The organism is Breoghania sp. L-A4, assembly GCF_003432385.1.
Classification (GTDB): domain Bacteria; phylum Pseudomonadota; class Alphaproteobacteria; order Rhizobiales; family Stappiaceae; genus Breoghania.
On the sequence record NZ_CP031841.1, the window covers coordinates 517,569 to 543,951 of the forward strand.

Here is a 26,383-nt window from a genome sequence, read left to right on the forward strand (position 1 = left end):
AAGGATCCATGAATAGTAGCAAATTCTTCCCGATCGGTAAAATTATCGTTCGGAGCCACAATTCTTCCCGATCGGGAAGTCTCGTCGCGTCCCCCAGGGATGAAAATTACTGCGCGGCTTCCAGCATGGGGCGTTGCCACACGCCGGATTCCACATCCGCGATCTGCTTGTCGATCTCGCCGACCACGTAGCGTGAGAACGGGCCGAGATGCACGTAGAGCGCATACATGACCAGCGCGGCGTTGATGGCGCGCGGGTTGCGGCGCAGGCAATGCCAGATCAGCGACCAGAACGGCTTTCTGTGCTCCGGCCGCTTGACGGAGAGGTGCCAGGCGATTTTCAGGAAATCCGTGACGTCCTTGACGATGCGGCCGCGCGGCAGGTCGCCGTTGGGACCCGACATGTCGAGCAGCTCGACCACCCGGCGCACGCGGCGCATGTAGTTCTCGGGCGCATAGATCCGGTCGATGATCGCGCGATAGTCAGCCAGGATTTCGGCGCGCGGGCGCAGCGTGTCGAAATTCAGCCCCGAGGTGCATTGATCGCCCAGGTCGCCGTCGGAATTCTCGTGCCCCGGATGCAGCCGTCCCGCCGCCGCCAGGCGCCGGGTGAGCTGGGTTTCCGGCAGGGCGAACAGCAGACCCGCCATGGAGACCGGAATGGCGGCCTCTTCGATCAGCTCGCTGATCGGATCGGCGACGCTGCCCTTTTCCTCGTCGAAGCCGACGATGAAGCCCGCGAGCACGAAAATGCCGGCCTCATAGACCTTGTGCACGCTGGCGGCGATGTCGCGCCGGGTGTTCTGCTTCTTGCGCGTCGCCACCAGGACATCGGAATCCGGGCTCTCGATGCCGATGAAGACGGTGAAGAAGCCCGCGTCGCGCATCATGCCGAGCAGCGCCGGGTCGTCGGCGAGGTTGAGCGAGGCCTCGGTGGAGAAGGCGAAGGGATAGTTCCGCTGCTTCTGCCATTCGATCAGATGCGGCAGGAAGGCTTTCACCGCCTTCTTGTTGCCGATCAGATTGTCGTCGACGAAATCGACATTGCCGCGATAACCGAGTTCGTAAAGCGCCTGCAGTTCCGCCAGCATCTGGTCGTTGTTCTTGGCGCGCGGATTGCGGCCGTAGATCTCGATGATGTCGCAGAACTCGCAGGTGAAGGGGCAGCCGCGGGAGAACTGGACGCAGATCTGGGTGTAATTCTTGAAATTCAGCAGATCGAAGCGCGGGATCGGCGTCGTGGTGACGTCGGCCTTGAACTTTTCCGCGTTGAAGCGCCCGGATCGTTCCCCCGCGCGCCAGGCCGCGATGAAATCGTCGAAGATCCCTTCCGCTTCGCCGGTGAGAATGAAGTCCGCCCGTTCGTAGAGGTCGGTGCTGGTGGTCGCGTCGGGACCGCCGACGATGACGGGCACGCCGCGGTCGCGGGCGCGGTCAATGATCGCCAGCGTCGAGGGCTGCTGCGGCAGCATGCCGCCGGTCATCACCAGATCGGCCCAGTCGATGTCGGCGTCCTCGAGCTCCTGGGTGTTCCAGTCGACAAGCCGGACGGTCCAGCTTTCGGGCACCATGGCGGCGATGGTGATCAGGCCAAGCGGCGGCGCGGGATATTTGGCGCCCATCATGGCGCAGGTCGCCTGGTAGTTCCAGAACGAGCTGACCGAAAATCGCGGCTGAACGATGAGAACGTTGCAGGAGTCGGCAGTATCGCGGGTCATGCAGGTATCCCGTTGGTTCTGCGGTGATTGTCGGCAAGGCTACCGGAGATCGGGCGGATTCGATAGAGAAAACTGCCCATAGGGCATGCAGCATGGTCCCTCATGCCCGCGGTTGGACGCCGGGGCTTGCGTGGCGGGGCGGTCGACGCGGACAATTCTATTTGGTAGAGGCCGCGTTGAGGGTTTTCCGGGGCGGGCCCGGCCCGGGACCACAAGGGAGCACGAGGGCATGCAGGCAGGCGGCGAAACCGGCGATGCGGGAGCAGGCGATCGGGAGCACGATGGCGCGCTGGTGATCGAATGCGATTCCGCCGTCATGCGGCACATGGGGTATGGCGCGCGGGTCTATGCCGAGCGCACGGAAATCGACCTGCCGATCGCGGATCATCACCGCAACAGGCGCGGCGTGCTGCACGGCGGCATCATCGCCATGCTGCTGGATTCCGCGCTCGGCTACGCCTGCTCGCGCCATCTGGCCGACGACGCCAGCACGGGCGTGGTCACCGTCTCGCTGACCACCAATTTCATGAAGCCCGCGGCGCATGGCACCATCCGCGCCACCGGGCGCGTCAACGGCGGCGGCTTCAAGACATTGTTCGCCGAGGGCGAGATCATCGATGAGGCCGGCGATATCGTGGCGACCGCCACCGGCGTGTTCAAGCGCGTGGCGCCCGCGCCGTAAGACGAGCCATGCGCGCGGCAAAGCAGTTTTGCCGTGTGGCTCTCGATCCCGCGCGTGCCCGCGTGCTATTCCCACGAGCATCAAACACACCATCGCAAGGGGAGAACCGCCGTGCAGGACTGGCTGATCTATCTGTCGGGAGAAATCCACACCGACTGGCGCGAACGCATCATGGACGGGGCCAAGGAGGCGGGCCTGCCGGTGCGCTTCGCCGCCCCCGTGACCGACCATCCGGCCAGCGACGACTGCGGCGTCGTGACGCTCGGCGAGGAGGAAAAACCGTTCTGGAAGGACCACAAGGGCGCGCAGGTCAACGCCATCCGCACCCGCACCTTGATCGAGAAATCCGACATCGTGGTGGTGCGCTTCGGTGACAAGTACAAGCAGTGGAACGCCGCGTTCGACGCGGGCTATGCGGCGGCGCTCGGCAAGCCGCTGATCATCAATCACGCACCCGATCTGACCCATCCGCTCAAGGAGGTCGACGGCGCGGCGCTGGCCGTGGCCGAGACACCGGAACAGGTCGTTGAGGTGCTGCGCTATGTCACGACGGGCGTGCTGAAGCGGTAGGGGGCTTATATTTTTCCCTTGTAGCCGGCGCTTTTCAGGATGGCATTCGCCGTATGCCGGCTTTTAAGAGTGCGGGGGACGAGAAGGATCTTTCCGCTCGTCTCCGACCGCCATTTCTCGTGCGATCCTTTGGCGTTTTGAATGTAGCGAAAGCCGAGGTCGTGAAGGATATCGGTGATTGTCTTGTAATATCCCGCCGGCACTTCAGGCCGCCGCGGGCGCCTTGTCGGGGCGCTGCCAGAGGATTGTGGGCACCAGATCCTTCAGCGGTGTGGCGGCGAGCTCCGCCTCGCTGAAATGATTGGCGACAATCAGTTCCGGTGCTGTCGCATTGAGGATTTCCTCGAATTCATCAAGGGTCGCAGCCTCGATATGCAGGCCCTCTATATCGCTTTCGCAATAGAAGACACCCGCCTCCTCATCCCAAAGAGATTTCACGGTGAACGTGCGCTGGACCATGATTGTTTCCTGCCTGTGCCCATCCTGGCTCGCGAAAACAGCTGCGATTTCCCGCTTAAATCGTACAGCGGACGACCGTCGGGATGCAACGCCGCACGGGTCAGCCGTTCTCCGGAGCCTTTGCCGATCTCCACGCAAAAAGCCGCGACCCTTTGGGAGCCGCGGCTTTTTGGTTCGACCGTGAAACGATCAGACGGCTTCAATCGCGCAGGCGATGCCCTGGCCGACGCCGATGCACATGGTCGAGAGCGCGCGTTTGGCGCCGCGCATCTGCAGTTCCAGCGCCGCGGTGCCGACGATGCGCGCGCCCGACATGCCGAGCGGATGGCCAAGCGCGATGGCGCCGCCGTTGGGATTGACGAAATCGGCGTCCTCGGCCACGCCGAGCTCGCGCAGCACGGCGATGCCCTGCGACGCGAAGGCCTCGTTCAGCTCGATGACGTCGAAGTCGGTGATCGCAAGACCGAGCCGTGCCATCAGCTTCTTCGTCGCAGGCGCGGGGCCGAAGCCCATGATGCGGGGTGCGACCCCGGCGGTGGCGCCGCCGGAGATCCTCGCGATCGGCGTCAGGCCGTATTTCTTCACAGCCGCTTCAGAGGCGATCAGCAGAGCCGCCGCGCCGTCGTTGACGCCCGAGGCGTTGCCCGCCGTCACGGAACCGTTCTCGCGGAACGGCGTGCCGAGCCTGGCGAGCGTCTCGACGGTCGTTCCGGCGCGCGGATGCTCGTCGGTGTCGACGACGATCGGATCGCCCTTGCGCTGCGGAATGGTGACGGGGACGATTTCCTTCGCCAGCCGGCCATTGGCCTGAGCGGCGACGGCCTTGTCCTGCGAGCGCACGGCAAACGCGTCCTGATCCGTTCGGGAGATGTTGAAGTCGGCGGCGACGTTTTCGCCGGTCTCCGGCATGCTGTCGACGCCATACTGCTTCTTCATCAAGGGATTGACGAAGCGCCAGCCGATGGTGGTGTCGTAGATCTCGGCGTTGCGCGAAAAGGCGCTGGTCGCCTTGGGCATCACGAAGGGCGCGCGCGACATGGATTCAACGCCGCCGGCGATGACCAGATCCGCCTCGCCCGCTTTGATCATGCGCGAGGCGGCGAGCGTCGCGTCCATGCCGGAGCCGCACAGCCGGTTGATGGTGGTGCCGGTGACCTCGAGGGGCAGCCCCGCCAGCAACAGCGCCATGCGCGCCACGTTGCGGTTGTCCTCGCCGGCCTGGTTGGCGCAACCGAAGATGACGTCGTCCACGGCGCCGAAGTCAACGGAAGGATTGCGTTCCATCAGCGCCTTCAGCGGGACGGCCGCCAGGTCGTCCGCGCGCACGGCGCTCAAGGAGCCGCCGAAGCGGCCGATCGGGGTGCGGACGTAGTCGCAGATATATGCGTCGGTCATGGTTTCTCTCAGGCCTCGTTGGGCAATGGGTTGGCAAGGTAGCCCGGTCAGGCGACGTCGTCACGGATGCCCCCTCATCCGGCCTTTCAGGCCACCTTCTCCCCAGGGGGAGAAGGACAGGCCGTGCGGGGTCGCCTAGGGCGTCCGGCAGCCGCCCCTCTCCCCGACGGGGAGAGGGTTGGGGTGAGGGGAATTTCTGTGTCCCCTACGCCTGATCGCCGTGCGCGGCGGCGGTGCGGGCATTGAGCGCGCGCAGAGCCTCGAGCTCCACGGACGTCGGCACCACGGTCTCCTCCACCGTGTCGGCGAACTGGATCGGCCAGCCGGTGGCCGCCACGATCTGCTCGCGGGTGATGCCGGGGTGGATGGAGACGACCTTGAATTCCTTGCTCACCGGGTCCGGCTTCATGATGCACAGGTCGGTGACGATCAGGCCCGGGCCCTTGGTGGTGACGCCCTTCTTCTGGCGGTCGTCATAGCCTTCGCCGTGACCGAGCGAGGTGCGGAACGACAGCTTGTCGACGAAGCCGCGCGGGCCCTGCTTCATGACCACGAAGATCTGTTCCGCCGAGGTGGCGATCTCCGGCGCGCCGCCGCCGCCCGGAAGGCGGACCTTCGGGTCGTCGTACGGGCCGATGACGGTGGAGTTGATGTTGCCGTGCTTGTCGATCTGCGCGCCGCCGAGAAAGCCGATGGAAATACGGCCGCCCTGCAGCCAGTAGCGGAACATCTCCGGCACGGAGACGGTGGTCAGCGCGGTCTCGCACAGCTCGCCGTCGCCGATCGACAGCGGCAGGACTTCGGGTTTGGTGGCGATGGTGCCCGATTCATAGATGAGCGTGATGTCCGGCGCGTGGGTGAGCCGCGCCAGGTTGCAGGCGGCCGACGGCAGGCCGATGCCGACGAAGCAGACGTCGTCATTGCCGAGCGCGCGGGCGGCGGCGACGGTCATCATTTCGGTTGACGTGTAGTCCATGGTGACCTCCCTCACGCTTTCTTTGTCGCATAGACGGCATAGGCCTCGGGGCCCTTCTCGAGCACGTTGGCGCGCATCCATTCCTGGAAGCTGTCGCGTTCGCGGGCGATGTCGTCCCAGCGCTTGTAAAAGGCATTGTCGCGCTCATAGGCGCCGTGCACGTAGGAGGGGTGCGCGCCGCCGGGAACGGCGACGACGGCGGAGACCGTCCAGCCCGGAAGCACCGTGGAATTCGGCGACGGCGGGTTCAGCTCGTCGACGATCTCCTCGACGGTGACGATGGAGCGCTTGGCGGCCAGCACCGCCTCCTTCTGCACGCCGACGATGCCTTCGATCAGCACGTTGCCGGCGCGGTCCGCCTTGTTGGCGTGGATGATCGTGACATCGGGCCGGATCGAGGGTACGGCGGCCAGCGTCTCGCCGGTGAAGGGGCAGGTGATCGACTTGATGTTGGGATTGACGTCCACCAGATCGACGCCGCGATAGCCGCGGAAAATCGCACAAGGCAGGCCGCTCGCGCCGGCTTCATAGGCGTTGGCCATGGCGGCGTGGCTGTGCTCCTCGATGGCCAGCGGCTTGGGCCACTGCTTTTCCACCGCGTCGCGCATGCGGTGCAGCGAGCCGACGCCCGGGTTGCCGCCCCAGGAGAACACGATCTTGTCGACGCAGCCCATGCCGATCAGCTGGTCGTAGAGAATGTCCGGCGTCATGCGGATGATGGTCAGCCCGGTGCGTTTCTGGCGGATGACTTCGTGCCCGGCGGCGTAGGGAATGAGGTGGGTGAACCCCTCCATCGCCACTGTGTCGCCATCGCGCACCAAGTCCGCGACGGCCTCCTTCAGCGTCATGATCCGTGCCATGTCGGTCCGTGTGCTCCCTGATCGGCCGGCTTGGGGACCGGCAATCCCTGTTGCAAAAGTTCGTGATGCGAACTAAAATTCGTACTGCGATACTTTTTGCTCCCAACCGGAAGGTCTGTCAAGAGCCCCCGGCGGGCGGGACAGACGCTTGCGGCGCGCGCAACGGAAATGGGAAAGACGGTCATGGCACACACGGAAGACGAGGCCGCCGCGCCGGCCGGGCGCGGGCGTGAATTCGTGGGGTCGCTGGAGCGCGGGCTGAAGGTGCTGCAGGCGCTGGGCGAGGCGCCGGACGGTCTGACGCTGACCGACGTCGCCGGGCGCATCGGCCTGACGCGGGCCACCGCGCGGCGCTTCCTGCTGACGCTTCTGGAGCTGGGATTCGTGCGCCAGGACCGCAGGCTGTTCATTCTCACGCCGAAGGTGCTGTCGCTGGGCGTCTCCTATCTCTCCAACCGGCCGATCTGGCAGAACGCCGAGCCGGCGATGCAGGAGCTGTCGCGCCAGCTCAACGAGTCCTGTTCGGCCGCCGTGCTCGACGGCGACGATGTGGTCTATGTGGCGCGTGTCGCGGGCAAGCGGATCATGTCGGTCAACATCACCATCGGCACGCGGCTGCCGGCGCTGGTCACCTCCATGGGGCGGGTGCTGCTGTCGAACATGTCGGCAACCGCGCTGCACGGGTTTCTGGAGGGCGCGCAGATCCGGCGCTACACCGAGCACACGATCACCGATCGCGACGCGTTGTTTCGCGAGATCGAAAGCGCCCGGGTCAACGGATATGCGATCGTCGATCAGGAGCTTGAGCTGGGCCTGTGTTCCATCGCCGTGCCGCTGCGCGACCGCGCCGGCCGCGCCTTCGCCGGGCTCAACATCTCCACTCAGGCGGCGCGAATCACGCGCGAGGCGCTGATTCGCGATGTGCTGCCGCTGATGCGCGAAGCGGCGCGCCGAATCGAGGAATTCCACACCAGTTGATTTGTGCATTGCAAAAATATGGTGAGTATCATTGGTATTATTTACTATATCAAATGCGCTTGTTCCAGTTGATCCATGGTGTCCGGGACATTTTTGTGGCGTTGCCTCGATAACTTGATACGATTTATCTTGATATCAGTGCAGTTGGTTCTTCTCCTTGGCAGGAAAGAAGATCCAGGTGTGTGAAATATTCACAAGAATAAACATAATCGTGCACGGTGCCATCGCGCCGGCGGACTATTCCCGGATCGCCAATGCCACAATACAAAAGAACCGCCTCGACTCGTGACAGGCTGCTTCAGGCTGCTTGTGAAATTTTCTCAATCAAGGGATTTCGCGACACCACCGTCGCCGACATCTGTGACGTCGCGCAGGCCAACATCGCCGCGGTGAACTATCATTTCGGCAACAAGGAAAAGCTCTACCGCGAAGTGTGGAGCCAAGTGCTGAAGACCTATGAGGAGGGCGGCGCGGCGACGCCGCCACGCAGCGAGATCGCCGCGGACGACTTGCTCTACGGCTATGTGGTCGACCGGCTGACCTGGCTGCTCGGTGGCGACCAGCTCGAACGGCTCATCCGCTTCGAGGTCACCCAGCCGAGCGGCCATGTCGATGATCTGCGCGACGCCGCGCTGCGATCGACGCAGCAGCATTTCCTCGACGTGATCCAGCGGATCGCCGGCGGCGGCCTGAGCCCGGACAACGTGCAGCTGTGCTGCACCAGCATTGTCAGCCAGTGCCGGGCCCTGATGATGCTCAGCCAGCTCGATCACCGCAGCGAGGAGGGCTATGTGGTGCCCGGCGCGAAAATCCGCGCCTTCGCGCGGCACGTGACGACGTTCTCGATCGCCGGCATCAAGGCGCTGGCCGAACACGAGAGCGCCGGCGCGGAGCGGTAGCCCGGTCACTCCTGCGCCAGGCGCGCGACCCAGGCGCAGGCTTCTTCCACATTCGCCACGGTTTCCATGACCGGCAGCTCGGGCCGGTCGATCATCACCACCGGCAGGCCGAGGGCTCGGGCGGCGGCGAGCTTGGCGGCTCCCGCCTTGCCGCCGCTGTTCTTGGCGACGAGCACGGAAATCCTGTGCGCGCGCAGCAACGCCGCCTCGTCGCGGGTGTTTTCTCCCGGTGGCGCCAGCAGGACTTTTCCTTTCGGCATCTCCGCGTCCGGCTCCGGCGGATCGATCATCCGCATCGTGAAGGAGACATCGGCGCGCGCCGAGAAGGCGGCGAGATCGGTCTTGCCGATCGCGAGGAAGGCGCGGGCGCCGGCGGGCAGCGCGGCGGCGGCTGCCGCGGCATCCGCGACCAGTTTCCACTCATCCTCCGGCAGCGGCTGCCAGGCCGGGCGCTGCAGCCGCAGCAGTTTCGTGCCCGTGACGGCGCAGGCCTCGGCGGCGTGGCGCGTCATCCGGGCGGCGAAGGGGTGCGTCGCGTCGATCAGCGCGGCGATTTCCCCGCGCGCAGATAGTCAACCAGTCCCTCGACGCCGCCGAAGCCGCCGCTGCGGGTCTCCACGCCGAGGCCGGCGGGGGCGCTGGTGACGCCGGCGAGCGACGCGGTGACGCGGACCCGGCCGTCATCCTTGAGCCGGGCGGCCAGCAGGCGGGCTTCGCGGGTGCCGGCCAGCAGCAGGATCTTCAGCGGTTCATTCATCGGTCACTCATTCGTCTGGTTTTCGGCCGTTTGCTCCTGGGCATGGCCGATTGGGGTTCCCGCGCGGTCGATGACCAGCACGTCGGCCTGGATGGGCGCGTCGCGCAGCACGTGGCGCACGGTCGTCAGCGCCCGGGCCGCGATAATGTCGCCGAGCGGCATTGAGGCCTTTTCGCAGGCGTCGAACACCTGCTTGGCGGTGTTGGCGCCGCGCGCGAGATCGACAAGGCGCGGATCGGCGCCGTTGGACCGCAGGAGGTCGGCGAGCGCGTTCAAATCGACCTGGCCGCGTTTGGAATGCAGATCCAGATGGCCCTGCGCCAGCTTGGTGATCTTTCCCGGGCCGCCCGCGATGGTGACGCGGGCCACGGGGTGCTGGCGAAGGTACTTCAATGTGCCGCCGACGAAGTCGCCCATGTCGAGCAGCGCCTCCTCGGGCAGGCCGTGATGGGCGCGCACCGCGGCTTCCGACGTGGCGCCGGTGGCGCCCGCCACATGGGTGAGGCCCGTGGCGCGGGCCACGTCGATGCCGCGATGGATGGAGGCGATCCAGGCGGCGCAGGAAAACGGCCGCACGATGCCGGTGGTGCCGAGCACCGAGAGGCCGCCGAGGATCCCCAGCCGGGGGTTCATGGTCTTTTGCGCCAGCCGCGCGCCATCGGCGATCGAGATGGTGATCTCCACGTCGCCCCTGGCGCCGAGCCGCTGGGCGACTTCGGCGACCACCTCCGTCATCATCGTTCGCGGCACGGGGTTGATGGCGGGCTCGCCCGGCGGGATCGGCAGTCCGGGTTTGGTGACCGTGCCGACGCCCTCGCCAGCCTTGAACACCACGCCGGAACCCGGCGGCAAAAGCCCTACCCGGGCGGAGACCAGCGCGCCGTGGGTGACATCCGGATCGTCGCCCGCATCCTTGACGATGCCGGCGCTGCACCAGCCGTCGCCTGTCTCTTCCGTCGCCAGCGCGAACGACGGCTGCTCGCCGCGCGGCAGGGTGATCGTCACGGGATCGGGAAACCGGCCGCACAGCAAGGCCTCGAAGGCTGCCTTGGTGGCGGCTGTGGCGCAGGCGCCGGTGGTCCAGCCCCGGCGCAGCTCGGAAGGGGCGGCCTGGTTCATGCCGTCTTTATAGGCGGCAACCTCGCGCGATGCGAGGGCCAAGCGCGCAATCGGGGCGCTGTGCCGGGCGGCCTTGGCGGCGCGCGCGCGACAGCGTAAAACCGGAACATGACAGACGAATCCGCCCCACCGCAATCCGATCCGCTCGCGCCGCCGTCCGGCGGCTTCCTGCCCGACTTCGAGCCGGGCTGGGTGTGGCTGGCCGGCGCCGGCCCCGGCGATCCGGGGCTGGTGACGCTGCACACGCTCAACGGCCTGCGCCAGGCGGATGTGGTGGTCTATGACGCGCTCGTCGACACGCGCATTCTGGACTGGGTCAAGCCGGGAGCGTTGACCGAATACGCCGGCAAGCGCGGCGGCAAGCCCTCGCCCAAGCAGCGCGACATCTCGCTCCGGCTGATCGAGCTGGCGCGCTCGGGTAAACGGGTTCTGCGGCTGAAGGGCGGCGATCCCTTCGTCTTCGGCCGGGGGGCGAGGAGGCGCTGGCGCTGGTGGCGGCCAAGATTCCCTTCCGCATCATTCCCGGCGTCACCGCCGGCATCGGCGGCATGGCCTATGCGGGCATCCCGCTCACCCACCGCGACGTGAACCAGTCCGTGACCCTGCTCACCGGACACGACCAGAGCGGGCTGACGCCGAGCGCCTTCGACTGGGCGGCGATCGCCCGGGCGACGCCGGTGATCGTCATGTACATGGCGATGAAGCATCTCGAGCAGATCGCGCAGGAACTGATCAGGGGCGGCCGCAGCGCGGACGAGCCGGTGGCGGTGATCACCCGCGCCTCGCTGCCCGACCAGCAGGTTCTGGAGACCACACTGGCACGCGCGGCAAGCGATGTGGCGGCGTCGGATCTCGAGCCCCCGGCGATCGTCTGCGTGGGCGGCGTCGTGCGTCTACGCGCGGGCCTCGACTGGCTCGGCGCGCTGGAAGGCCGCGTGCTGGACGCGGATCCGCTGGCCCGCAACGACGCGTCGCAGGCGGGATGAGCGCGCAGACGGGAAACGCAAGGGCGCTGGTCATGGCAGCACCGGCGTCCGGCTCCGGCAAGACGGTGCTGACGTTGGCCCTGCTGCGCGCCTACGCCCGCGCGGGCCGCAAGGTGGCGTCGGCCAAGGCAGGGCCGGACTACATCGATCCCAGATATCATGAAGCGGCCAGCGGCGCGCCATGCGTCAATCTCGACGCCTGGGGCATGGGCGAGGGCACGCTGTTCGATCTCGCCGGGCGGCAGGCGCGGGGCCGCGATCTGCTGATCATCGAGGGCGTCATGGGGCTGTTCGACGGCGCGGCCGACGGCTCGGGCACCACCGCCGATCTGGCGATGACGCTCGATGCGCCGGTGGTGCTGGTGGTGGATGCGGCGAAACAGGCGCAGTCCGTCGGCGCGCTGGTGCGGGGTTTCCGTGATCATCGCCCCGGACTGACGCTCGCCGGCGTGCTGCTCAACCGCATCGGCAGCACCCGGCACGAGGCGATGCTGCGCGGCGCGCTGGAGGATATCGGCGTCGAGGTTCTGGGCGCCGTGCCGCGCTCCCAGGCGCTGTCGCTGCCCGAACGCCACCTGGGGTTGGTGCAGGCGGGCGAGCATGCGGATCTCGAGGGATTTCTCGAAGCGGCGGCGGACGCGGTGGACGCAGCGCTCGATCTCGACCGGCTGGCGGAGGTGGCGCGGCCGCTCGCAAAGCCCGCGCCGAGCACGCTGCCGCGGTCGGAACGCGGCCACGGGCTGGCGCCGCTGGGCCAGCGCATCGCCATCGCCCGCGACGACGCCTTCGCCTTTGCCTATCCGCATCTGCTCGACGGCTGGCGCCGCGCCGGCGCGGAGCTCACGTTCTTCTCGCCGCTTGCCGACGAGCCGCCCGCCGAGGACGCCGACGCGATCTATCTGCCCGGCGGCTATCCGGAACTGCACGCCGGCCGCATCGCCGCGGCGCGGACGTTCCTCAGCCGGCTGTGCATGGCGGCGCGCGCCCGCACCCGCGTCTATGGCGAGTGCGGCGGCTACATGGTGCTGGGCGAGGGGCTGGTGGATGCGGAGGGCGCGCGCCACGCCATGGCGGGGCTGCTGCCGCTGGAGACGAGTTTCGCCAGCCGCAAGCTGCATCTGGGCTACCGTCGGCTGACGCCGCTGGGCTCGGTCGCGCCCTGGGCGCATCCGCTCAGCGCCCATGAATTCCACTACGCCTCGATCCTGCGCGAGGGTACGGACGGGCGCGAGACGGAGCGGCTGTTCGCCGCCACCGACGCGCAAGGCCAGTATCTGGGCACCATCGGACTGCGCGCCGGCACCGTGATGGGCTCCTTCGCCCACGTCATCGCGCAGGCGGGATAAATCACCTGTTCGCTTGAAGCCGCAAACCGACTTGCCCATATTGGGGAGGAAGCGGACCCCCAACGGGTCCGACCGGATGCCACATGAGGCGCGTCGCAAGAGGACGTCTCGGGTCCGGACCTTCAAGGTCGCTTGAAAAGGACTTTGACGATGTCGCGTCTATCGGCGTTCTCCAGCCCGTTGCTGCTCGGATTCGATGATATCGAGCGGGTGCTGGACCGGGTTTCCAAAGCCGCGAATGACGGCTACCCGCCCTACAATATCGAGCGCCTGCCGCGTGCGGACGGCGTCACTGGCGAGATGCTGCGCATCACGCTGGCCGTTGCGGGATTCACGCGCGATCAGCTCGATGTCAGCGCCGAGGAGAACCAGCTGGTGATCCGGGGCTGCCAGAGCGACGACAACGGCGAGCGGCAGTATCTGCATCGCGGCATCGCCGCGCGGCAGTTCCAGCGCGCGTTCGTCTTGGCGGAAGGCATCGAGATTCTCGGCGCCGATCTCAAGGACGGTCTGCTCTCCATCGACCTTGCCCGTCCGGAACCCGCACGCATCGTGCGCAAGATCGACATCAGCACGCACGACTGACGGCATCGTTGGGCGCACAGGCGCCGGCGGAACTGCGCAACCATTTGGCAGGCCGCACAACAAAAGGGATCACCATGGTGCACGATGAAGTAAACCGCGTCGATGCGGAGACATTCGCTCATTTGGGTGATGGTGACATCGCATACATCCGCGAAGTCCGCTCCGAGGACGTCAAGAACATGTTCCCCAATGCGCCGCAGATGATCGGCGGCATGAAGCTGTGGGCGCTGCTCAGCGCCGACGGCTCGCCGATCATGCTGGCCGACAGCCGCGATGCGGTCATCGCCAACGCAATGGAAGCCGAGCTGACCACGGTCAGCGTCCACTAGAGCAGATCCGTTTCTTACAGAATCGGATCGTTGCTCTAAGTCTTTGTTTTGGAGCAAATCCGGACGGATAACCGGTATCCACTTATCCTGGATTTGCTCTAGCCAAACCGCGGTCCGATGGGAATGTCTGACGCGAGGCACATGCCATGCCTGTAGCGACGCTGGACACGCCCGTCGGGCGGCTGGCGGTAAGCGCGCGCGACGATGCCATCGTCGCGCTTGACTGGTCGGGCGAGGACGAAGGCGCGCGCACGCCTCTGCTTGTCGAGGCGCTCGGCCAGCTCAAAGCCTATTTTTCCGGAACACTGAAGGCCTTCGACCTGCCGCTCGCGCCCAGAGGCGCGGCGTTCCACCAGCAGGTCTTCGCGGCCATGTCGGCCATTCCCTATGGCCAGACGCGAACCTATGGCGAGATCGCCGCGGCGCTGGGCACCTGCGGCCAGCCGGTCGGCCAGGCCTGCGGCGCCAATCCGATTCCCGTCATCATCCCGTGCCACCGGGTGCTCTCGGCGCAAGGCCTGGGCGGCTATTCCGGCGCGGGCGGGCTCGAGACCAAGATCGCGCTCTTGAAGCTGGAAGGCGGCTACCCGTTTCTCGTGTGAGGCGGAGCCATCGACTGGTTCATGAATTCTGGTCGAGTGCCAGCCAGTCTGGTATTTTAGCCGTCGCTCAATGGTGACAGCGCACGGTGGCTTGACGCGATGAGTGGCCTTTTTAGCAGAATGAAGTTTGAACCGATCTGGATACTCGGATTGATGGCGTTCCTGCTGGGCAATGTCTCAAATGCCCTTGGTGTGACCGAAAAGGCTTTGGGTCTGTTTTGGGCAGAAGCCCCCGCACCGCCGCAGGTCGTGAACAGCTATGCGGCATTTGCTGTGGGGCTCGTTGAACGCCAGCGAGTCAACGAAATTTTCGACTCGGTTTTCATTGAAAACGCCGTGCTTCGGCAGGGCGGACCGACCGACGAGCAGATGCGTGGCTTTGTCGAATCGGAGAACAGGAAGCTGGCACAGGCCGGCGAGTGCAACATACGCATCGAGAGTGGAGAATGTGCGTCTATTGATTACTATCAATTATATGTTGTTGGGATAATGCTCAAAAATGAGGGTGGGGCGCCAATAAAGTCTTCGAAGATGGTTTTTGATCGCTTTGATCTCGACGAAACGTTTCGGGGAATATCCCACTTTAGCATCAACTACACAAAAATTGAGAATGGATGTCTTTATAGCTTCCCGGAGCGGCCGTGCACCTTGGCGGTAGGCGACACCAAGCCGAGCAAATTTGAATTGAAGTTGCCGGAATTGGTGAAGGGAAAGCCCATTTACGTACCGATGTTCCTGGTGCTCGTGCCGCATTCGACGGTCGAGACGCGTGACTGGTACCAGTTTCAATGGGGCCTGTTTCTTAGTCCCAGGAAATTCATCTACGAGTACGGCGACGGCTATGAGGGAGAATTCGTTCCCCGCGAAATGCTGGAAAACGTTTTCGAAATTGATGATTTTGTCTTCGGGCTCGGCTGAGCAGCCCGCACTGGCTCAGCTCGCCGGGCCCTTCGCGGATAGCCAATCGAGGGATGTGTCCTCTAAAGGCGACAACCACAGGCTCGCCGCCGCCGTCAGGCGGCGTTGGAATTGAGGTTCTGCGTCAGAAGCGCGTAGATCGCGTCCGTGTCAGTGCTGGCGCGCAGCTTGGCGGCGATGCTGGGATCGCGCAACTGCCGCGCGATACGGGCCAGCGCCTTGAGATGATCCGCGCCCGCGCCCTCGGGCGCCAGAAGCACGAAAACCAGATCCACCGGCTGGTCGTCCAGCGCGTCGAAGTCGATCGGCCGGTCGAGCCGGGCGAAGACGCCGACGAGCCGGTCGAGCGCGACGGGCTTGCCATGCGGGATGGCGATGCCGTGTCCGACGCCCGTGGAGCCGAGACGTTCGCGCTGCAGCAGCGTGTCGAAGATATCGCGTTCGGGAAGTCCGGTGATCGAGGCTGCCTTGCCGGCCAGTTCCTGGATCACCTGCTTCTTGCTGTTCACCTTCAATGCCGGGACGATGGCGTCGGCGGTGATGAGGTCGCTCAGATCCATTGCAAATGCCCATTGGCTGCGTGACGGGCCCGATCGGGCCTCGGAGGCGCCGTGATCCCCGGCCGCGGACGGTCCCGGTGGTCGGCGCGCGGAGCCCGGACGCAGGTGCGTCCGGACTCAACGTTTTTCACGCGTTGTTGGTTCCCTGGGCTACCAGGGACGGGTCGATCCAGCCGATGTTGCCGTCGGACCGCCGGTAGACGACGTTGAGGCCGCCGTTGCCCGCGTTGCGGAACATGATCAGCGGAACTTCGGTGAGGTCCATTTCCATGACCGCCATGCCGACGGTCAGCGTCTTGACCCGCTCCGGCGTCTCGGCGATCACAATCGGATTGAAATTCTCTTCCAGTTCCTCGTCGTCCTCCGGAGAGGCGATGACATAGGCGGTGGCGGCGAAGGCGTCGGCGCCCTTGTCGCCGTTGTGATGGTCCTTCAGCTTGCGCTTGTAGCGGCGCAGGCGCTTTTCGATCCGGTCGGCCGCCTGATCGAAGCTGACGCGCGGATCCTGGGAATCGGCCGAGGTTTGCAGCACCACGCCGGTGTCCAGGTGGATCTTGCATTCGGCGCGGTAACCGGAGCCCTCGCGCCCGAGCGTGACGGTGCCGTCATAGCCCCCGTCAAAATACTTCGACAGCGCGTCGTCGATGCGTTCCTGTGCATGGACGCGCATCGCGTCGCCCACATCGACGTTCTTTCCCGAAATCCGCAAAGTCATAGGAACCTCTGAGTTTTCCCAACGCAAACGTGGGTCATGCCGGAATCAACACGCGGTTTCCGCGATGCCGCGGCCCGGTGTGCTCCGGTCTGACAAGGGCGGTCCCGTCGCAGGACGGGGCGCCCCTATTGCGTCATGGCATGCCGTGCATGCCCAGTTTCCGATATGTGCGCCATACCGGGACACCGACGTCGGTCAGGCCCGGTCTTCTAAGACTCAAGCGCACGTAAGTCAATCACATCGGGCTGCGCCGCGGATGCGTAGTGCCGCGGATGATCTAGGCGAATGCCCGTTTTTCCCGCCGCCTTTGGACGGAGGAGGGAATGCGCATCGCCTCGCGGTACTTTGCAACCGTACGCCTTGCTATGTCGATACCGGCCTCCTTCAGTAACTTGACGATCGTGTCGTCGGACAGAATGGCGCTGGGTGGTTCCTCGTCGATCAACTGCCTGATGCGGTGGCGCACGGATTCCGCGGAGTGCGCGTCGCCGCCTTCGGAAGAGGCGATCGACGAGGTGAAGAAATACTTGAACTCGAAAATCCCGCGCGGCGTCGCCATGTACTTGTTCGAGGTGACGCGGGAAACCGTGGACTCGTGCATGCCGATGGCGTCGGCCACGGTGCGCAGGTTGAGCGGCCGCAGATAGCGCACGCCATGGGTCAGGAAGGCGTCCTGCTGGCGCACGATCTCGGTGGCCACCTTGAGGATCGTCTTGGCCCGCTGGTCGAGGCTCTTGACCAGCCAGTTGGCGGTCTGCAGGCAGTCGACGAGATAGGCCTTGTCGTGCTCGCCGCGCGCGTTCCTGGCGACGCTGGCGTAGTAGGTGCGGTTGATCAGCACCTTGGGCAGGTTCTCGCTGTTCAGCTCGATGTTCCAGCCGCCGGTCGACGCCGCGCGGATCACCACGTCGGGCACCACCGGCTGGATCAGCAGCGAGCCGAAGGCGCTGCCGGGGCGCGGATCGAGCGCGCGGATCTCGGCGATCATCTCCGACAGATCCTCGTCATCGACGCCGCACAGCTTCTTCAGCGGATCGAAGTCGCGCCGGGCCAGCAGCTCGAGATTCTCGATCAGCACCTGCATGGCCGGATCGTAGCGGTTGCGCTCCTTGAGCTGCAGCGTCAGGCATTCGGTCAGATCGCGCGCGAAGACGCCGGTGGGATCCAGCGTCTGCAGGACACCCAGCACCGCTTCGACCGCGTCCGGCGTGGCGCCGAGCTTTTCGGCAATCTCCGTCAGATCCGCGCGCAGGTAGCCTGCCTCATCGACATTGTCGATCAGGTTCTGGGCGATCAGCCGGTCTTCGGGACGCTGGACCGCCAGCACCATCTGTTCGGAAAGATATCCCGCCAGCGACTGTTCGGCGGCGACGAAGGATTCCAGATTGTAGTCCTCGCCCGATCCCGATCCGCGCGACGAGGTGGTCTGCCAGGGATCGCCGCCCTGCGGACCCGCGTCGCCCTTGCCGCCGGGCGTGTCCTCGGGAAAGACGTTGCTGAAATCGGTGTCCAGCTTGTCGGCGATGCCGGACGGGTCTTTTTCGAGCTGGGCTTCCAGCCAGTCGGCGGCGTTCTGGTCGCCGCCGCCATCCATCTCCGCGGTGTTCGCAAAGCTCTCGCCCGCCTCGCCGGTCGCCGCGTTCTGATCGCCGGCCGGGGCATCATGGTCCGCCTCGGAACCGGCCTCCCGATCCACGCCGGACGCCTCGGCGGGCGCGCCGTCCTCGGCCTCGCCGCGCTCCAGAAGCGGATTGCGCTCCAGCTCGGTGTCGACATAGGCGATGAGGTCGAGATTCGACAGCTGCAGCAGCTTGATCGCCTGCATCAGCTGCGGTGTCATCACCAGCGACTGGCTTTGACGTACCTCTAATCTCGGTGAGATGGCCATATGGCGTCGACGCGTCCCTGCGATCTGGTCCGATTCTTGCCTACAGGTTATCGCAAATAATGCATCAAAGCGTAAAGAGTGATTCCGAATCCCCGCTACAACGTAAATTGTTCACCCAGATAGAGGCGGCGCACGTCGGGGTTGTCGACGATGTCGCGCGGCAGGCCCTCGGTCAGCACCTCGCCGGCGGCGATGATGTAGGCGCGGTCGATCAGCCCCAGCGTCTCGCGCACGTTGTGATCGGTGATCAGCACGCCGATGCCGCGCGCGGTCAGGTGATGCACCAGTTCCTGGATGTCGCCGACCGCGATGGGATCGATGCCGGCGAAGGGCTCGTCGAGCAGGATGAACGACGGCCGGCTGGCCAGCGCGCGGGCGATTTCCACGCGCCGCCGCTCGCCGCCCGACAGCGCGATCGAGGGCGACTTGCGCAGGTGCGACACGCCGAACTCGCCCAGCAGCTCGTCGAGCTCATGCTCGCGGCGGGCCCGGTCGGGCTCCACCACCTCGAGCACGGCGCGAATATTCTGCTCCACGTTGAGGCCGCGAAAGATCGAGGCTTCCTGCGGCAGATAGCCGATGCCCAGCCGCGCGCGGCGGTACATGGGCAGCCGGGTGATGTCGAAGCCGTCGAGATGGATGGTGCCGTGGTCGGGCTGGATCAGCCCGGTGATCATGTAGAAGACGGTGGTCTTGCCCGCGCCGTTGGGCCCCAGCAGGCCCACGGCCTCGCCGCGGCGCACCGACAGGCTGACATGCTTGACGACCTTGCGCCGGCGGTAGCTCTTGGCGATGCCCTCGATGACCAGCGCGCCTTCGCCCTCGATGTCCCGCTCCGCGCCCTGATGCGCGCCGGGCGCGGCCGAGCCGTTGCCTGATCCGCTGGCCGGGGAGCGGGATGTCCCTGAGCGTGAGGCCCGGGAACCGGGGAAGGGAAACAGTTTCACTGTGGCGGATCTCGCGAAGGCTGTGAGGGCCGCGGCCGGGATCAGGCGTTCCGGGCGGGCCGTACCATGGTCTTGCAGACTGATCTAGAGACTTCCGCGCGCGCTGTCGAGGTGCGCGGATCACACGCCGGGCCGCGGCGGCGCGCCTCAAACGGCTGTGGCAGGGGACCGATCAGTTGGACGGCGGCGGCTGGCGGAAGCTGTTGGGGGTGATCAGCACCTTCACGCGGCCCTTGGCGGGCGCCTCGAGATCCACCTTGCCGGTCTTCAGGTTGACCGTCAGCTTGCTGCCGACGACGATGTTCGGCCCCTGGCTGAGCACCACCTTGCGGCCGGTGAGCACCAGGCGTTCCTTGTCCATGTCGAAGGTGGCGCTGTCGCCGGTGGCGGTCTGGTCGCGCGAGGAAATATAGACGGTGCCGCTGGCCTCGAGCCGCGAGATGCGGCTCTGGACGGCGTCGCCGGTGGCCGAGCCGGCGTAAAAGACCTTCAGCCGCTCGGTCTTCAGCGTCGCCTCGCCCTGGCGCACCACCACGTCGCCGGCGAATTCCGCCATATGGCTCTGGTCGTGCACCTCCAGTTCGCGCGCCTCGATCTCGATGGGGTCCTTGGCGTTGGAGCCGAAGCCGGCAAACGCGTTGGAAAACGTCTGCGCCTGCGCGCCCGGGATCAGACATGCGAGCGCACCCGCCAGCGCGAGCGCCAGAAGCAGCGCGCCGCGCCGCATGGCCGCGGGCCGGGCTGCGAGGGTCATGGGCGTCATTGAGCGGTCTCCGTGGCGGGTGCGGTTTCCTGGCCGGGGGACGTCGACATGAAGTCCTTGTCCAGCGCCGTCGGTTGCAGCTTCATCGAGATGCCGTTGGAAAAGCGCACCGTTGTGCCCTCCTGGTCCACGTCGATCTTGCCGGCGCGAAAGTGGCCGTGTCGAGACGAGATGTCGATGGAATCGTCGGACAGGATGGCGCCGGTCTTCAGATCGATGGTCGCGGCGCTCAGCGTCGCCTGATAGCCGCGGCTCCATTCGATTTCAATGCCGTCGTCGAGCGCGAGCTGTTCCGCGCCGCTGTCGTAGGTGCCATGCGCGGCGGTGATCGCCGCCCATTCGGTGGCCGAGAGCTTCAGCCGGGCGGTGATCTCTTCCAGCTGGATGATCTTGGGGGTGAACAGGTTCTGTGTCGCGCGCCGCGCGGAGACCTGATAGGAGCGCTCGCCGTCATGGCCCGACAGCTTGGGGTTGTTCATGACGATGCTGCCGTCGCCGGTCAGGCCGATCTGGCCGAGGTCCAGCCCCGGCAGCAGGCTCTGCAGCGCGGTGGCGCCGACGACGCCCAGCACCAGCAGGCCGCTGATCGCCGGCAGCAGCATTTTCATGATCCGCACCCGGCGGGAATGGCGCCGGGCGGCCTTGCGCTGGCGCGCCAGATGCGCCGCCGAATGGCCGCGCCAGCCCGTCAGCCGCGCGCGTCCGGACGCACGCGGCGCCGTCCGTCCCGGCTCCCGCCCGAGAAAGGGCAGATCCGGCGCGGGCATGTCGTGTGCTCCGGGCATGGTGCCGTGCGTCATCTGTCGTGTCCGCTCAATCCGCCATGGCGGTCCCGGGCAAGCGCAAGGGCGCCCTCGGCCGGGGGTGCAAAACCACCATATGGCGCTTTATGAGCGAAGTGCGAGCGCCTGTCGTGCAATATTTCCCGCAGAACCGCGCGCGGCCGGGGACCAGGGCGCGAGGGCTCCGGCCTTCCTGCGAGCGGACACGGCTTACGAATGGGCGAGGATGTCGATGTCCGGCCAGCCCTCGAGATCGAGCCGCGCGCGGGCGGGCAGGAAGTCGAAACACGCCTGCGCCAGGTCCAGGCGACCCTCGCGCTCCAGCATCACCGTGAGTTTTTCGCGAAGCCCGTGCAGATGCAGCACGTCCGACGCCGCATAGGTGAGCTGCGCCTCGGTGAGATCGTCCGCGCCCCAGTCCGAGCTCTGCTGCTGCTTGGACAGATCCACGCCGAGCAGCTCGCGCGTCAGATCCTTGAGCCCGTGCCGGTCCGTGTAGGTGCGCACCAGACGCGAGGCGATCTTGGTGCACCAGATCGGCGTCGTCGAGATGCCCAGCCCGGCGGAAAGTGCTGCCACGTCGAAGCGGGCGAAATGGAAGATCACGGTTATCGATGGGTCGCTGAGCAGCTTCTCGAGGTTCGGCGCGGCCGTCTGGCCCTTGGCGATCTGCACCACGTCCACCGTGCCGTCGCCGGGCGACAGCTGCACCACGCACAGCCGGTCGCGCTTGGGGTTCAGCCCCATGGTCTCGGTGTCCACCGCCACAGCATTGGTGGCGGCATAGGCGGAAAGATCGGGCAGATCGCCCTTGTGCAGCCGGATGGTCATGGATGTCTCGCAATGTGGAACGGCGCGCAGGCCGCGCTTTGACAGGCTGTGTACGCCAGAACGGGCGAGCGATGCAAACGGGGGAAGAGTGCCCAGGCCCGCAAGACGCCGCGCCAGATCAAGCCTGGCGCGCGCAATGGTGTGTGCGGCGGCGCGGCAGGCGTCGGAAAGAGGAGAATCCAGACACAAAAAAAGCCCGGCGAACCGGGCTTTTCTTGGAGATATCCGGATGAACTGGAACATCCGAAGCAGTGATTTGGTGCCCAGGAGAGGACTCGAACCTCCACTCCCTTTCGAGAACTAGCACCTGAAGCTAGCGCGTCTACCAGTTCCGCCACCTGGGCCGATGGCGGCGATGTTTACGGGGCGCGCGGGAGCTTGTCAATCGACTCTCAAGCGGCATTCCGCTTTTCCACCGCCACACGCAAGGCGATCGGTTTTCGAGCGCTCTTCACAGCGCCGCGCCGAGGCGGTATGAGAACGAGCAGAAGGCTTTCAAGGGGTTGGGCGCGCGGTGCGCCCTCCCGCGGCGCGCAACGCGTCCCGGCGCGATTTGCGCGCGGACGGGCACTTGACGAGGAACGGCAGGCCATGACCACGGCACTCAACGGCAAACTGGCGACGGTGTTCGGCGGATCCGGCTTTGTCGGCCGCCATGTGGTGCGCGCGCTGGCCCAGCGCGGCTGGCGGATCCGGGTGGCGGTGCGCCGCCCCGATCTGGCGGGTTTCCTGCAGCCGATGGGCGGCGTCGGCCAGATCCAGCCCGTGCAGGCCAACCTGCGCTACCGCTGGTCGGTGGACCAGGCGGTGGACGGCGCGGACGCGGTGATCAATCTCGTCGGCGTGCTGGCGCAAAGCGGCAAGCAGACGTTTGACGCGGTGCATGCGTTCGGCGCGGGCGCTGTGGCGGAAGCCGCGCGCGGCGCGGGCATTGCCAATGTGGTGCATCTGTCGGCCATCGGCGCGGACGCGCAGTCCAATTCGGGCTACGCGCGGTCGAAGGCGGCCGGCGAGGCGGCGGTGCGCGAGACGCTGAAAGCCGCGGTGATCATGCGGCCCTCCATCGTCTTCGGTCCCGAGGACGATTTCTTCAACCGCTTCGCCGGCATGGCGCGGATGTCGCCGGCGCTGCCGCTGATCGGCGGCGGCGAGACGAAATTCCAGCCGGTGTTTGTCGGCGATGTGGCGGAAGCCATCGCGCGGGCGGTCGAGGGTGAGGCGAGGGCGGGCGCGACCTATGAGCTGGGCGGCCCGCAGGTGAAGTCCTTCCGCGAATGCCTGGAGCTGATGCTCGAGATCATCGGCCGCAAGCGCCTGCTGCTGCCTGTGCCGTTCGCCGCCGCCCGGATGATCGGCCGCGTCGCCCAGCGCCTGCCCGGCGCGCCGCTGACGCTGGACCAGGTGCGGATGCTGGAGCACGACAACGTGGTGTCCAGTGCGGCGCGCGAGGCGGGGCTGACGCTCGACGGCCTGGGCATCCAGCCCGACACGATGGCCGCGATCCTGCCGAGCTACCTGTGGCGCTTCCGCGAGCACGGTCAGTACGACGCGCATCCGATCGTGTGAGGCCAGCCGACGCCGCGCTCAGCCGAGGAAGTAAAGCCCCGCGAAGCCGAGCGTGCCGACGAGGATCCGCCACCAGGCGAACAGCGCGAAGCCGTGCTGGGCGACATAGCCCAGCAGCCAGCGCACCACGGCGACGCCGGCGAGAAACGCGGTGACGAAGCCGATCGAGATCACCGCCACGTCGTCGGCGCTGAGAATGTCGTAGTTCTTGTAAAGATCCAGCGCGAAGGCGCCGGTCATCGTCGGCATGGCGAGGAAGAACGAGAATTCCGCCGCCGAGCGCTTGTCGGTGCCCAGCAGCAGCGCGCCGCCGATCGTCGCGCCCGAGCGCGAGACGCCGGGCACCATGGCGAGCACCTGGCAGCAGCCGATCTTGAAGCACAGCGACAGCGGATAATCGGTGATCTCGTCATAACGCGGCTTCAGCGGCAGCCGGTCGATGATCAGCAGGATGATTCCGCCGACCAGCAGCGTGGTGCAGATCAGCTGGGGCGATTCAAACAGCACGGTCTTGATGAACCCGTGCGCGAAGAAGCCGATGACGGCGGCGGGCAGGAAGGCCAGCAGGATGCCGGCGACGAAACGCTGCGTGCGCGGATCGCGCGGCAGCGCCAGGAGAATGTTGAGCAGACGGGCGAAATAGACCGACAGGATGGCGAGGATCGCGCCGAGCTGGATCAGCACCTCGAATGTCTTGCCGGGATTGTCGAAGCCGATGAAATGCCCCAGCAGCAGGATATGGCCGGTGGAGGAGACGGGAATGAACTCCGTCAGCCCCTCGACAAGGCCGAGGATCAGCGCTTCGGCAATCGTTTGTGCTTCCATGGGGAACGATCCATTGTGCGTGTCGGGCGGGACAGGTGATACCGCATCCGTGGCGATGTTGTCTCGCACCCTTCTTGTCTCGCACCGCGTCGCGGTCTATTCAGCGACAGGGTCGTGGCTTGGGGGCGATGGCTTGGGTCGGTGGTCAGGGCTTGGGAGCCTGAAGGCTGCGCGACACACTAAAGCGCTTTGCGCGCGGGCGGAATCCCTCCCGCGCATTTGAGGGCGCTTTGTGACCGGTGGACGGAAATAAAACACGCATGCTGGTTCTTTATCATCACCCTTTTTCGCCGGCCTCGCGGTTCGCCCGCCTGGTGCTCGCCGAATATGAGGTTCATGTCGATCCGCGGCTGGAGCAGCCGTGGGAGCGGCGGCGCGAGTTCCTGCTCGTCAATCCGGCCGGCACCGTACCGGTGGTTGTGGAAAACGACGGCCCGGCGATCTGCGGCGCGGGCGTGCTCATGGAGTATCTCGACGAGACGCGCGGCTACATGACGCCGGAGAAGCGGCTCTTGCCCGACAACGCGGGACGGCGCGCGGAGGTCCGCCGCCTGGTCGACTGGTTCCTGACCAAGTTCGACAACGAGGTGGTCGGCCCCTTCGTGCGCGAGAAGGTCTACAAGCAGGAGATGCCGCGCGAAGCGGGGGGCGGAGCGCCTGATTCGACCATGCTGCGCGCGGCGCGCGCCAACATGGGCTCGCATCTGCGCTACATCGGCTATCTGGCGGCCTCGCGCCGCTGGCTGGGCGGCGACCGGCTGAGCTTCGCGGATTTCGCGGCCGCAGCCGAGCTGTCCTGCGCCGATTATCTCGGCGAGGTGCCATGGGACACGGATGAGAACGCCAAGGCGTGGTACGCACGCATGAAGTCGCGGCCGAGCTTCCGGCCGCTGCTGGCGGAGAAGATCCGCGGCATGAAGCCTTCCGCGAGCTATGAGGATCTGGATTTTTGAAACCCGCCGCCCGGGCGGCGCGGCTGATCGAAAGAACCGATGACGCGGGACGCTGGCACGCAGAAGGCCGAAAGGCTGAAGGCCGAGATCGCCGCGCGCGCCGGGGCGCTCGGATTCGATGCCTGCCGCGTCACCTCGGCTGACGCGATTCCGCAGGCCGCTCCCAGGCTCAGGCAGTTTCTCAGCGACGGCCATCACGCCAGCATGGAGTGGATGGCGGAGACGGCGGAGCGGCGCGCCAGCCCGCGCGCGCTGTGGCCCGAGGTGCGCTCGGTGATCATGCTGGGCATGAACTACGGGCCCGACGGCGATCCGCTGGAGCACCTGGCGCATCCCGACCGCGCCGGGATCTCGGTCTACGCCCGCAACCGCGACTATCACGACATCATCAAGGGCAGGCTGAAGACCTTGGCGGGCCAGATTGCGGCCCGCGCCTCGGCGGCGGCGGAACCCGGCGCGGCGCCGCTGGACGTGAAGGTGTTCGTGGACACGGCACCGGTGATGGAAAAGCCGCTGGCGGAGGCCGCGGGGCTCGGCTGGCAGGGCAAGCACACCAATCTTGTGTCGCGCGAGCTGGGTTCGTGGCTGTTTCTCGGCGCCATCTTCACCACGCTTGACCTGCCCGCCGATGCGCCGGAGGCCGATCACTGCGGCTCCTGCCGGGCGTGTTTGGATGCCTGTCCCACGGACGCCTTCCCCGCGCCCTACCGGTTGGATGCGCGGCGCTGCATCTCCTATCTCACCATCGAGCACAAGGGGCCGATCCCGCTGGAATTCCGCGAAGCCATGGGCAACCGGATCTACGGCTGCGACGATTGCCTGGCGGTCTGTCCGTGGAACAAGTTTGCCGCCGAAGCACATGAGGCGAAACTGCACGCCCGCGACGACCTGAAGCTGCCCGCGCTGGCCGGTTTTCTCGGTCTCGACGACGCGGGATTCCGAAAACAGTTTGCCGGCTCACCAATCAAGCGCATCGGCCGCGACCGATTCCTGCGCAACGTGCTGATCGCGGCGGGTAATTCGGGATCCGAGGCGCTCGCGCAGCCGGTCGCAGCACTGCTCGATGACGGCGCGGCGGAGGTGCGCGGCGCGGCTGTCTGGGCGCTGTCGCGGCTGTTGCCGAAGGAGAAGCTTAGGCGGCTAAGGAATGCGCGCGAGGCGACGGAGACGGAGGCCGATGTGCGGGCGGAGTGGGGGGAGGCGGACGGGGCTTCATGATGGATCGGACGATCCTGTAACGGCTCGACGTCAGCGCATGTCCCACGATGATCGTCACCCCGGCCTCCGAGCCGGGGCCTACTCTGATATCCGCTTGCGATGGCGCCTATGGGCTGGTGGAGACGCCCGCGAACGAAGCCATGCCGCAGTATTCGTT

28 protein-coding genes, 1 tRNA gene and 1 pseudogene are annotated in these 26,383 nt (G+C 66.1%); 13 read left to right on the plus strand and 17 right to left on the minus strand.

Going from position 1 to position 26,383, the window contains the following annotated elements; translation table 11 throughout:
• Window positions 1-106: 106 nt before the first annotated feature.
• The gene (locus D1F64_RS02475; RefSeq protein ID WP_117411130.1) at window positions 107-1,717 is read right to left on the minus strand and encodes a B12-binding domain-containing radical SAM protein; all 1,611 of its coding nucleotides are present in this window, start codon (window positions 1,715-1,717) and stop codon (window positions 107-109) included.
• Between the two features lie 229 nt (window positions 1,718-1,946).
• On the opposite strand from D1F64_RS02475, the gene D1F64_RS02480 reads away from it, so the two are divergent.
• Window positions 1,947-2,399 carry a PaaI family thioesterase gene (locus D1F64_RS02480; protein WP_162901234.1) on the plus strand — a complete coding sequence of 151 codons (453 nt, stop codon included), beginning with the start codon at window positions 1,947-1,949 and terminating at the stop codon, window positions 2,397-2,399.
• 111 nt (window positions 2,400-2,510) lie between these two features.
• Window positions 2,511-2,969, plus strand: a complete 459-nt coding sequence (locus D1F64_RS02485) for a YtoQ family protein (RefSeq protein WP_117411132.1) — start codon at window positions 2,511-2,513, stop codon at window positions 2,967-2,969.
• A gap of 204 nt (window positions 2,970-3,173) precedes the next feature.
• On the opposite strand, the gene D1F64_RS02495 is transcribed toward D1F64_RS02485, so the two are convergent.
• The 4 genes from D1F64_RS02495 to D1F64_RS02510 all read right to left on the minus strand — a co-directional run bounded on the left by D1F64_RS02495 (window position 3,174) and on the right by D1F64_RS02510 (window position 6,659).
• Window positions 3,174-3,428 carry a DUF1902 domain-containing protein gene (locus D1F64_RS02495; protein ID WP_117411133.1) on the minus strand — a complete coding sequence of 85 codons (255 nt, stop codon included), beginning with the start codon at window positions 3,426-3,428 and terminating at the stop codon, window positions 3,174-3,176.
• Between the two features lie 189 nt (window positions 3,429-3,617).
• The gene (pcaF, locus tag D1F64_RS02500; RefSeq protein ID WP_117411134.1) at window positions 3,618-4,823 is read right to left on the minus strand and encodes a 3-oxoadipyl-CoA thiolase; all 1,206 of its coding nucleotides are present in this window, start codon (window positions 4,821-4,823) and stop codon (window positions 3,618-3,620) included.
• A gap of 205 nt (window positions 4,824-5,028) precedes the next feature.
• On the minus strand, window positions 5,029-5,799 hold the full coding sequence (locus D1F64_RS02505) for a CoA-transferase subunit beta (protein ID WP_117411135.1): 771 nt from the start codon (window positions 5,797-5,799) through the stop codon (window positions 5,029-5,031).
• 11 nt (window positions 5,800-5,810) lie between these two features.
• The gene (locus D1F64_RS02510; RefSeq protein ID WP_117411136.1) at window positions 5,811-6,659 is read right to left on the minus strand and encodes a CoA transferase subunit A; all 849 of its coding nucleotides are present in this window, start codon (window positions 6,657-6,659) and stop codon (window positions 5,811-5,813) included.
• Between the two features lie 183 nt (window positions 6,660-6,842).
• Between D1F64_RS02510 and D1F64_RS02515 the strand changes: the two genes are divergently transcribed.
• Together D1F64_RS02515 and D1F64_RS02520 are read left to right on the plus strand one after the other, a co-directional pair.
• Window positions 6,843-7,637, plus strand: coding sequence for an IclR family transcriptional regulator C-terminal domain-containing protein (locus D1F64_RS02515; RefSeq protein WP_117414369.1), 795 nt, complete (start codon window positions 6,843-6,845; stop codon window positions 7,635-7,637).
• A 254-nt stretch (window positions 7,638-7,891) separates the two neighbouring features.
• Window positions 7,892-8,536 (plus strand): TetR/AcrR family transcriptional regulator, encoded by a 645-nt coding sequence (locus D1F64_RS02520; protein ID WP_117411137.1) that lies wholly within the window; start codon window positions 7,892-7,894, stop codon window positions 8,534-8,536.
• A 5-nt stretch (window positions 8,537-8,541) separates the two neighbouring features.
• On the opposite strand, the gene D1F64_RS02525 is transcribed toward D1F64_RS02520, so the two are convergent.
• The 3 genes from D1F64_RS02525 to D1F64_RS02530 are packed head-to-tail and all read right to left on the minus strand — an operon-like array spanning window position 8,542 to window position 10,412.
• A complete protein-coding gene (locus D1F64_RS02525) occupies window positions 8,542-9,048 on the minus strand; it encodes a precorrin-6A/cobalt-precorrin-6A reductase (protein WP_205470750.1) in 507 nt (168 codons plus the stop codon).
• A 29-nt stretch (window positions 9,049-9,077) separates the two neighbouring features.
• Window positions 9,078-9,293: a precorrin-6A/cobalt-precorrin-6A reductase gene (locus tag D1F64_RS24995; protein WP_205470624.1), complete on the minus strand. Its 216-nt coding sequence runs from the start codon at window positions 9,291-9,293 to the stop codon at window positions 9,078-9,080.
• A 3-nt stretch (window positions 9,294-9,296) separates the two neighbouring features.
• On the minus strand, window positions 9,297-10,412 hold the full coding sequence (locus D1F64_RS02530) for a cobalt-precorrin-5B (C(1))-methyltransferase (RefSeq protein WP_117414370.1): 1,116 nt from the start codon (window positions 10,410-10,412) through the stop codon (window positions 9,297-9,299).
• Window positions 10,413-10,520: 108 nt separating this feature from the next.
• Between D1F64_RS02530 and cobA the strand changes: the two are divergent.
• The 6 genes and pseudogenes from cobA (at window position 10,521) to D1F64_RS02560 (ending at window position 15,178) form a co-directional block, all read left to right on the plus strand.
• A pseudogene (gene cobA / locus D1F64_RS02535) lies at window positions 10,521-11,398 on the plus strand (uroporphyrinogen-III C-methyltransferase).
• Entirely contained in the window at window positions 11,395-12,744 is a 1,350-nt protein-coding gene (locus D1F64_RS02540; RefSeq protein WP_117411138.1) for a cobyrinate a,c-diamide synthase, read from the plus strand. Before cobA ends, D1F64_RS02540 begins: the two are co-directional and overlap by 4 nt.
• Window positions 12,745-12,894: 150 nt before the next feature.
• Window positions 12,895-13,329, plus strand: a complete 435-nt coding sequence (locus D1F64_RS02545) for an Hsp20 family protein (RefSeq protein ID WP_117411139.1) — start codon at window positions 12,895-12,897, stop codon at window positions 13,327-13,329.
• A 74-nt stretch (window positions 13,330-13,403) separates the two neighbouring features.
• On the plus strand, window positions 13,404-13,658 hold the full coding sequence (locus D1F64_RS02550) for a DUF1150 domain-containing protein (RefSeq protein WP_117414371.1): 255 nt from the start codon (window positions 13,404-13,406) through the stop codon (window positions 13,656-13,658).
• 146 nt (window positions 13,659-13,804) lie between these two features.
• Window positions 13,805-14,260 carry a methylated-DNA--[protein]-cysteine S-methyltransferase gene (locus tag D1F64_RS02555; RefSeq protein WP_117411140.1) on the plus strand — a complete coding sequence of 152 codons (456 nt, stop codon included), beginning with the start codon at window positions 13,805-13,807 and terminating at the stop codon, window positions 14,258-14,260.
• A gap of 153 nt (window positions 14,261-14,413) precedes the next feature.
• Window positions 14,414-15,178 (plus strand): hypothetical protein, encoded by a 765-nt coding sequence (locus tag D1F64_RS02560; protein ID WP_162901235.1) that lies wholly within the window; start codon window positions 14,414-14,416, stop codon window positions 15,176-15,178.
• 95 nt (window positions 15,179-15,273) lie between these two features.
• Here D1F64_RS02560 and ptsN read toward each other — a convergent pair whose 3' ends face one another.
• The 8 genes from ptsN to D1F64_RS02600 form a co-directional block, all read right to left on the minus strand.
• The gene (gene ptsN, locus D1F64_RS02565; protein ID WP_117411142.1) at window positions 15,274-15,738 is read right to left on the minus strand and encodes a PTS IIA-like nitrogen regulatory protein PtsN; all 465 of its coding nucleotides are present in this window, start codon (window positions 15,736-15,738) and stop codon (window positions 15,274-15,276) included.
• A 127-nt stretch (window positions 15,739-15,865) separates the two neighbouring features.
• Window positions 15,866-16,453, minus strand: coding sequence for a ribosome-associated translation inhibitor RaiA (gene raiA, locus D1F64_RS02570; RefSeq protein WP_117411143.1), 588 nt, complete (start codon window positions 16,451-16,453; stop codon window positions 15,866-15,868).
• Window positions 16,454-16,730: 277 nt separating this feature from the next.
• Window positions 16,731-18,341, minus strand: coding sequence for an RNA polymerase factor sigma-54 (rpoN, locus tag D1F64_RS02575; protein ID WP_117411144.1), 1,611 nt, complete (start codon window positions 18,339-18,341; stop codon window positions 16,731-16,733).
• A gap of 95 nt (window positions 18,342-18,436) precedes the next feature.
• Window positions 18,437-19,168 carry an LPS export ABC transporter ATP-binding protein gene (lptB, locus tag D1F64_RS02580; protein WP_117414372.1) on the minus strand — a complete coding sequence of 244 codons (732 nt, stop codon included), beginning with the start codon at window positions 19,166-19,168 and terminating at the stop codon, window positions 18,437-18,439.
• A gap of 292 nt (window positions 19,169-19,460) precedes the next feature.
• Complete coding sequence (locus tag D1F64_RS02585) at window positions 19,461-20,051, minus strand: LptA/OstA family protein (RefSeq protein ID WP_205470625.1); 591 nt, start codon at window positions 20,049-20,051, stop codon at window positions 19,461-19,463.
• The gene (gene lptC, locus D1F64_RS02590) at window positions 20,048-20,851 is read right to left on the minus strand and encodes an LPS export ABC transporter periplasmic protein LptC (protein WP_117411145.1); all 804 of its coding nucleotides are present in this window, start codon (window positions 20,849-20,851) and stop codon (window positions 20,048-20,050) included. The genes D1F64_RS02585 and lptC overlap by 4 nt, the downstream gene beginning before the upstream one ends.
• Window positions 20,852-21,043: 192 nt before the next feature.
• Window positions 21,044-21,664 (minus strand): ribonuclease H-like domain-containing protein, encoded by a 621-nt coding sequence (locus D1F64_RS02595; protein ID WP_117411146.1) that lies wholly within the window; start codon window positions 21,662-21,664, stop codon window positions 21,044-21,046.
• A gap of 257 nt (window positions 21,665-21,921) precedes the next feature.
• Window positions 21,922-22,008 (minus strand) — tRNA-Leu (locus tag D1F64_RS02600).
• Between the two features lie 247 nt (window positions 22,009-22,255).
• Between D1F64_RS02600 and D1F64_RS02605 the strand changes: the two genes are divergently transcribed.
• Complete coding sequence (locus D1F64_RS02605) at window positions 22,256-23,230, plus strand: complex I NDUFA9 subunit family protein (RefSeq protein ID WP_117411147.1); 975 nt, start codon at window positions 22,256-22,258, stop codon at window positions 23,228-23,230.
• Between the two features lie 18 nt (window positions 23,231-23,248).
• Here the strand turns inward: D1F64_RS02605 and D1F64_RS02610 are convergent, their stop codons facing one another.
• Window positions 23,249-24,055, minus strand: a complete 807-nt coding sequence (locus tag D1F64_RS02610; RefSeq protein WP_117411148.1) for an undecaprenyl-diphosphate phosphatase — start codon at window positions 24,053-24,055, stop codon at window positions 23,249-23,251.
• 260 nt (window positions 24,056-24,315) lie between these two features.
• Between D1F64_RS02610 and D1F64_RS02615 the strand changes: the two genes are divergently transcribed.
• Together D1F64_RS02615 and queG are read left to right on the plus strand one after the other, a co-directional pair.
• Entirely contained in the window at window positions 24,316-25,008 is a 693-nt protein-coding gene (locus tag D1F64_RS02615; RefSeq protein WP_117411149.1) for a glutathione S-transferase family protein, read from the plus strand.
• 39 nt (window positions 25,009-25,047) lie between these two features.
• Window positions 25,048-26,226, plus strand: coding sequence for a tRNA epoxyqueuosine(34) reductase QueG (gene queG / locus D1F64_RS02620; protein ID WP_117411150.1), 1,179 nt, complete (start codon window positions 25,048-25,050; stop codon window positions 26,224-26,226).
• The last annotated feature ends 157 nt before the right edge of the window (window positions 26,227-26,383 follow it).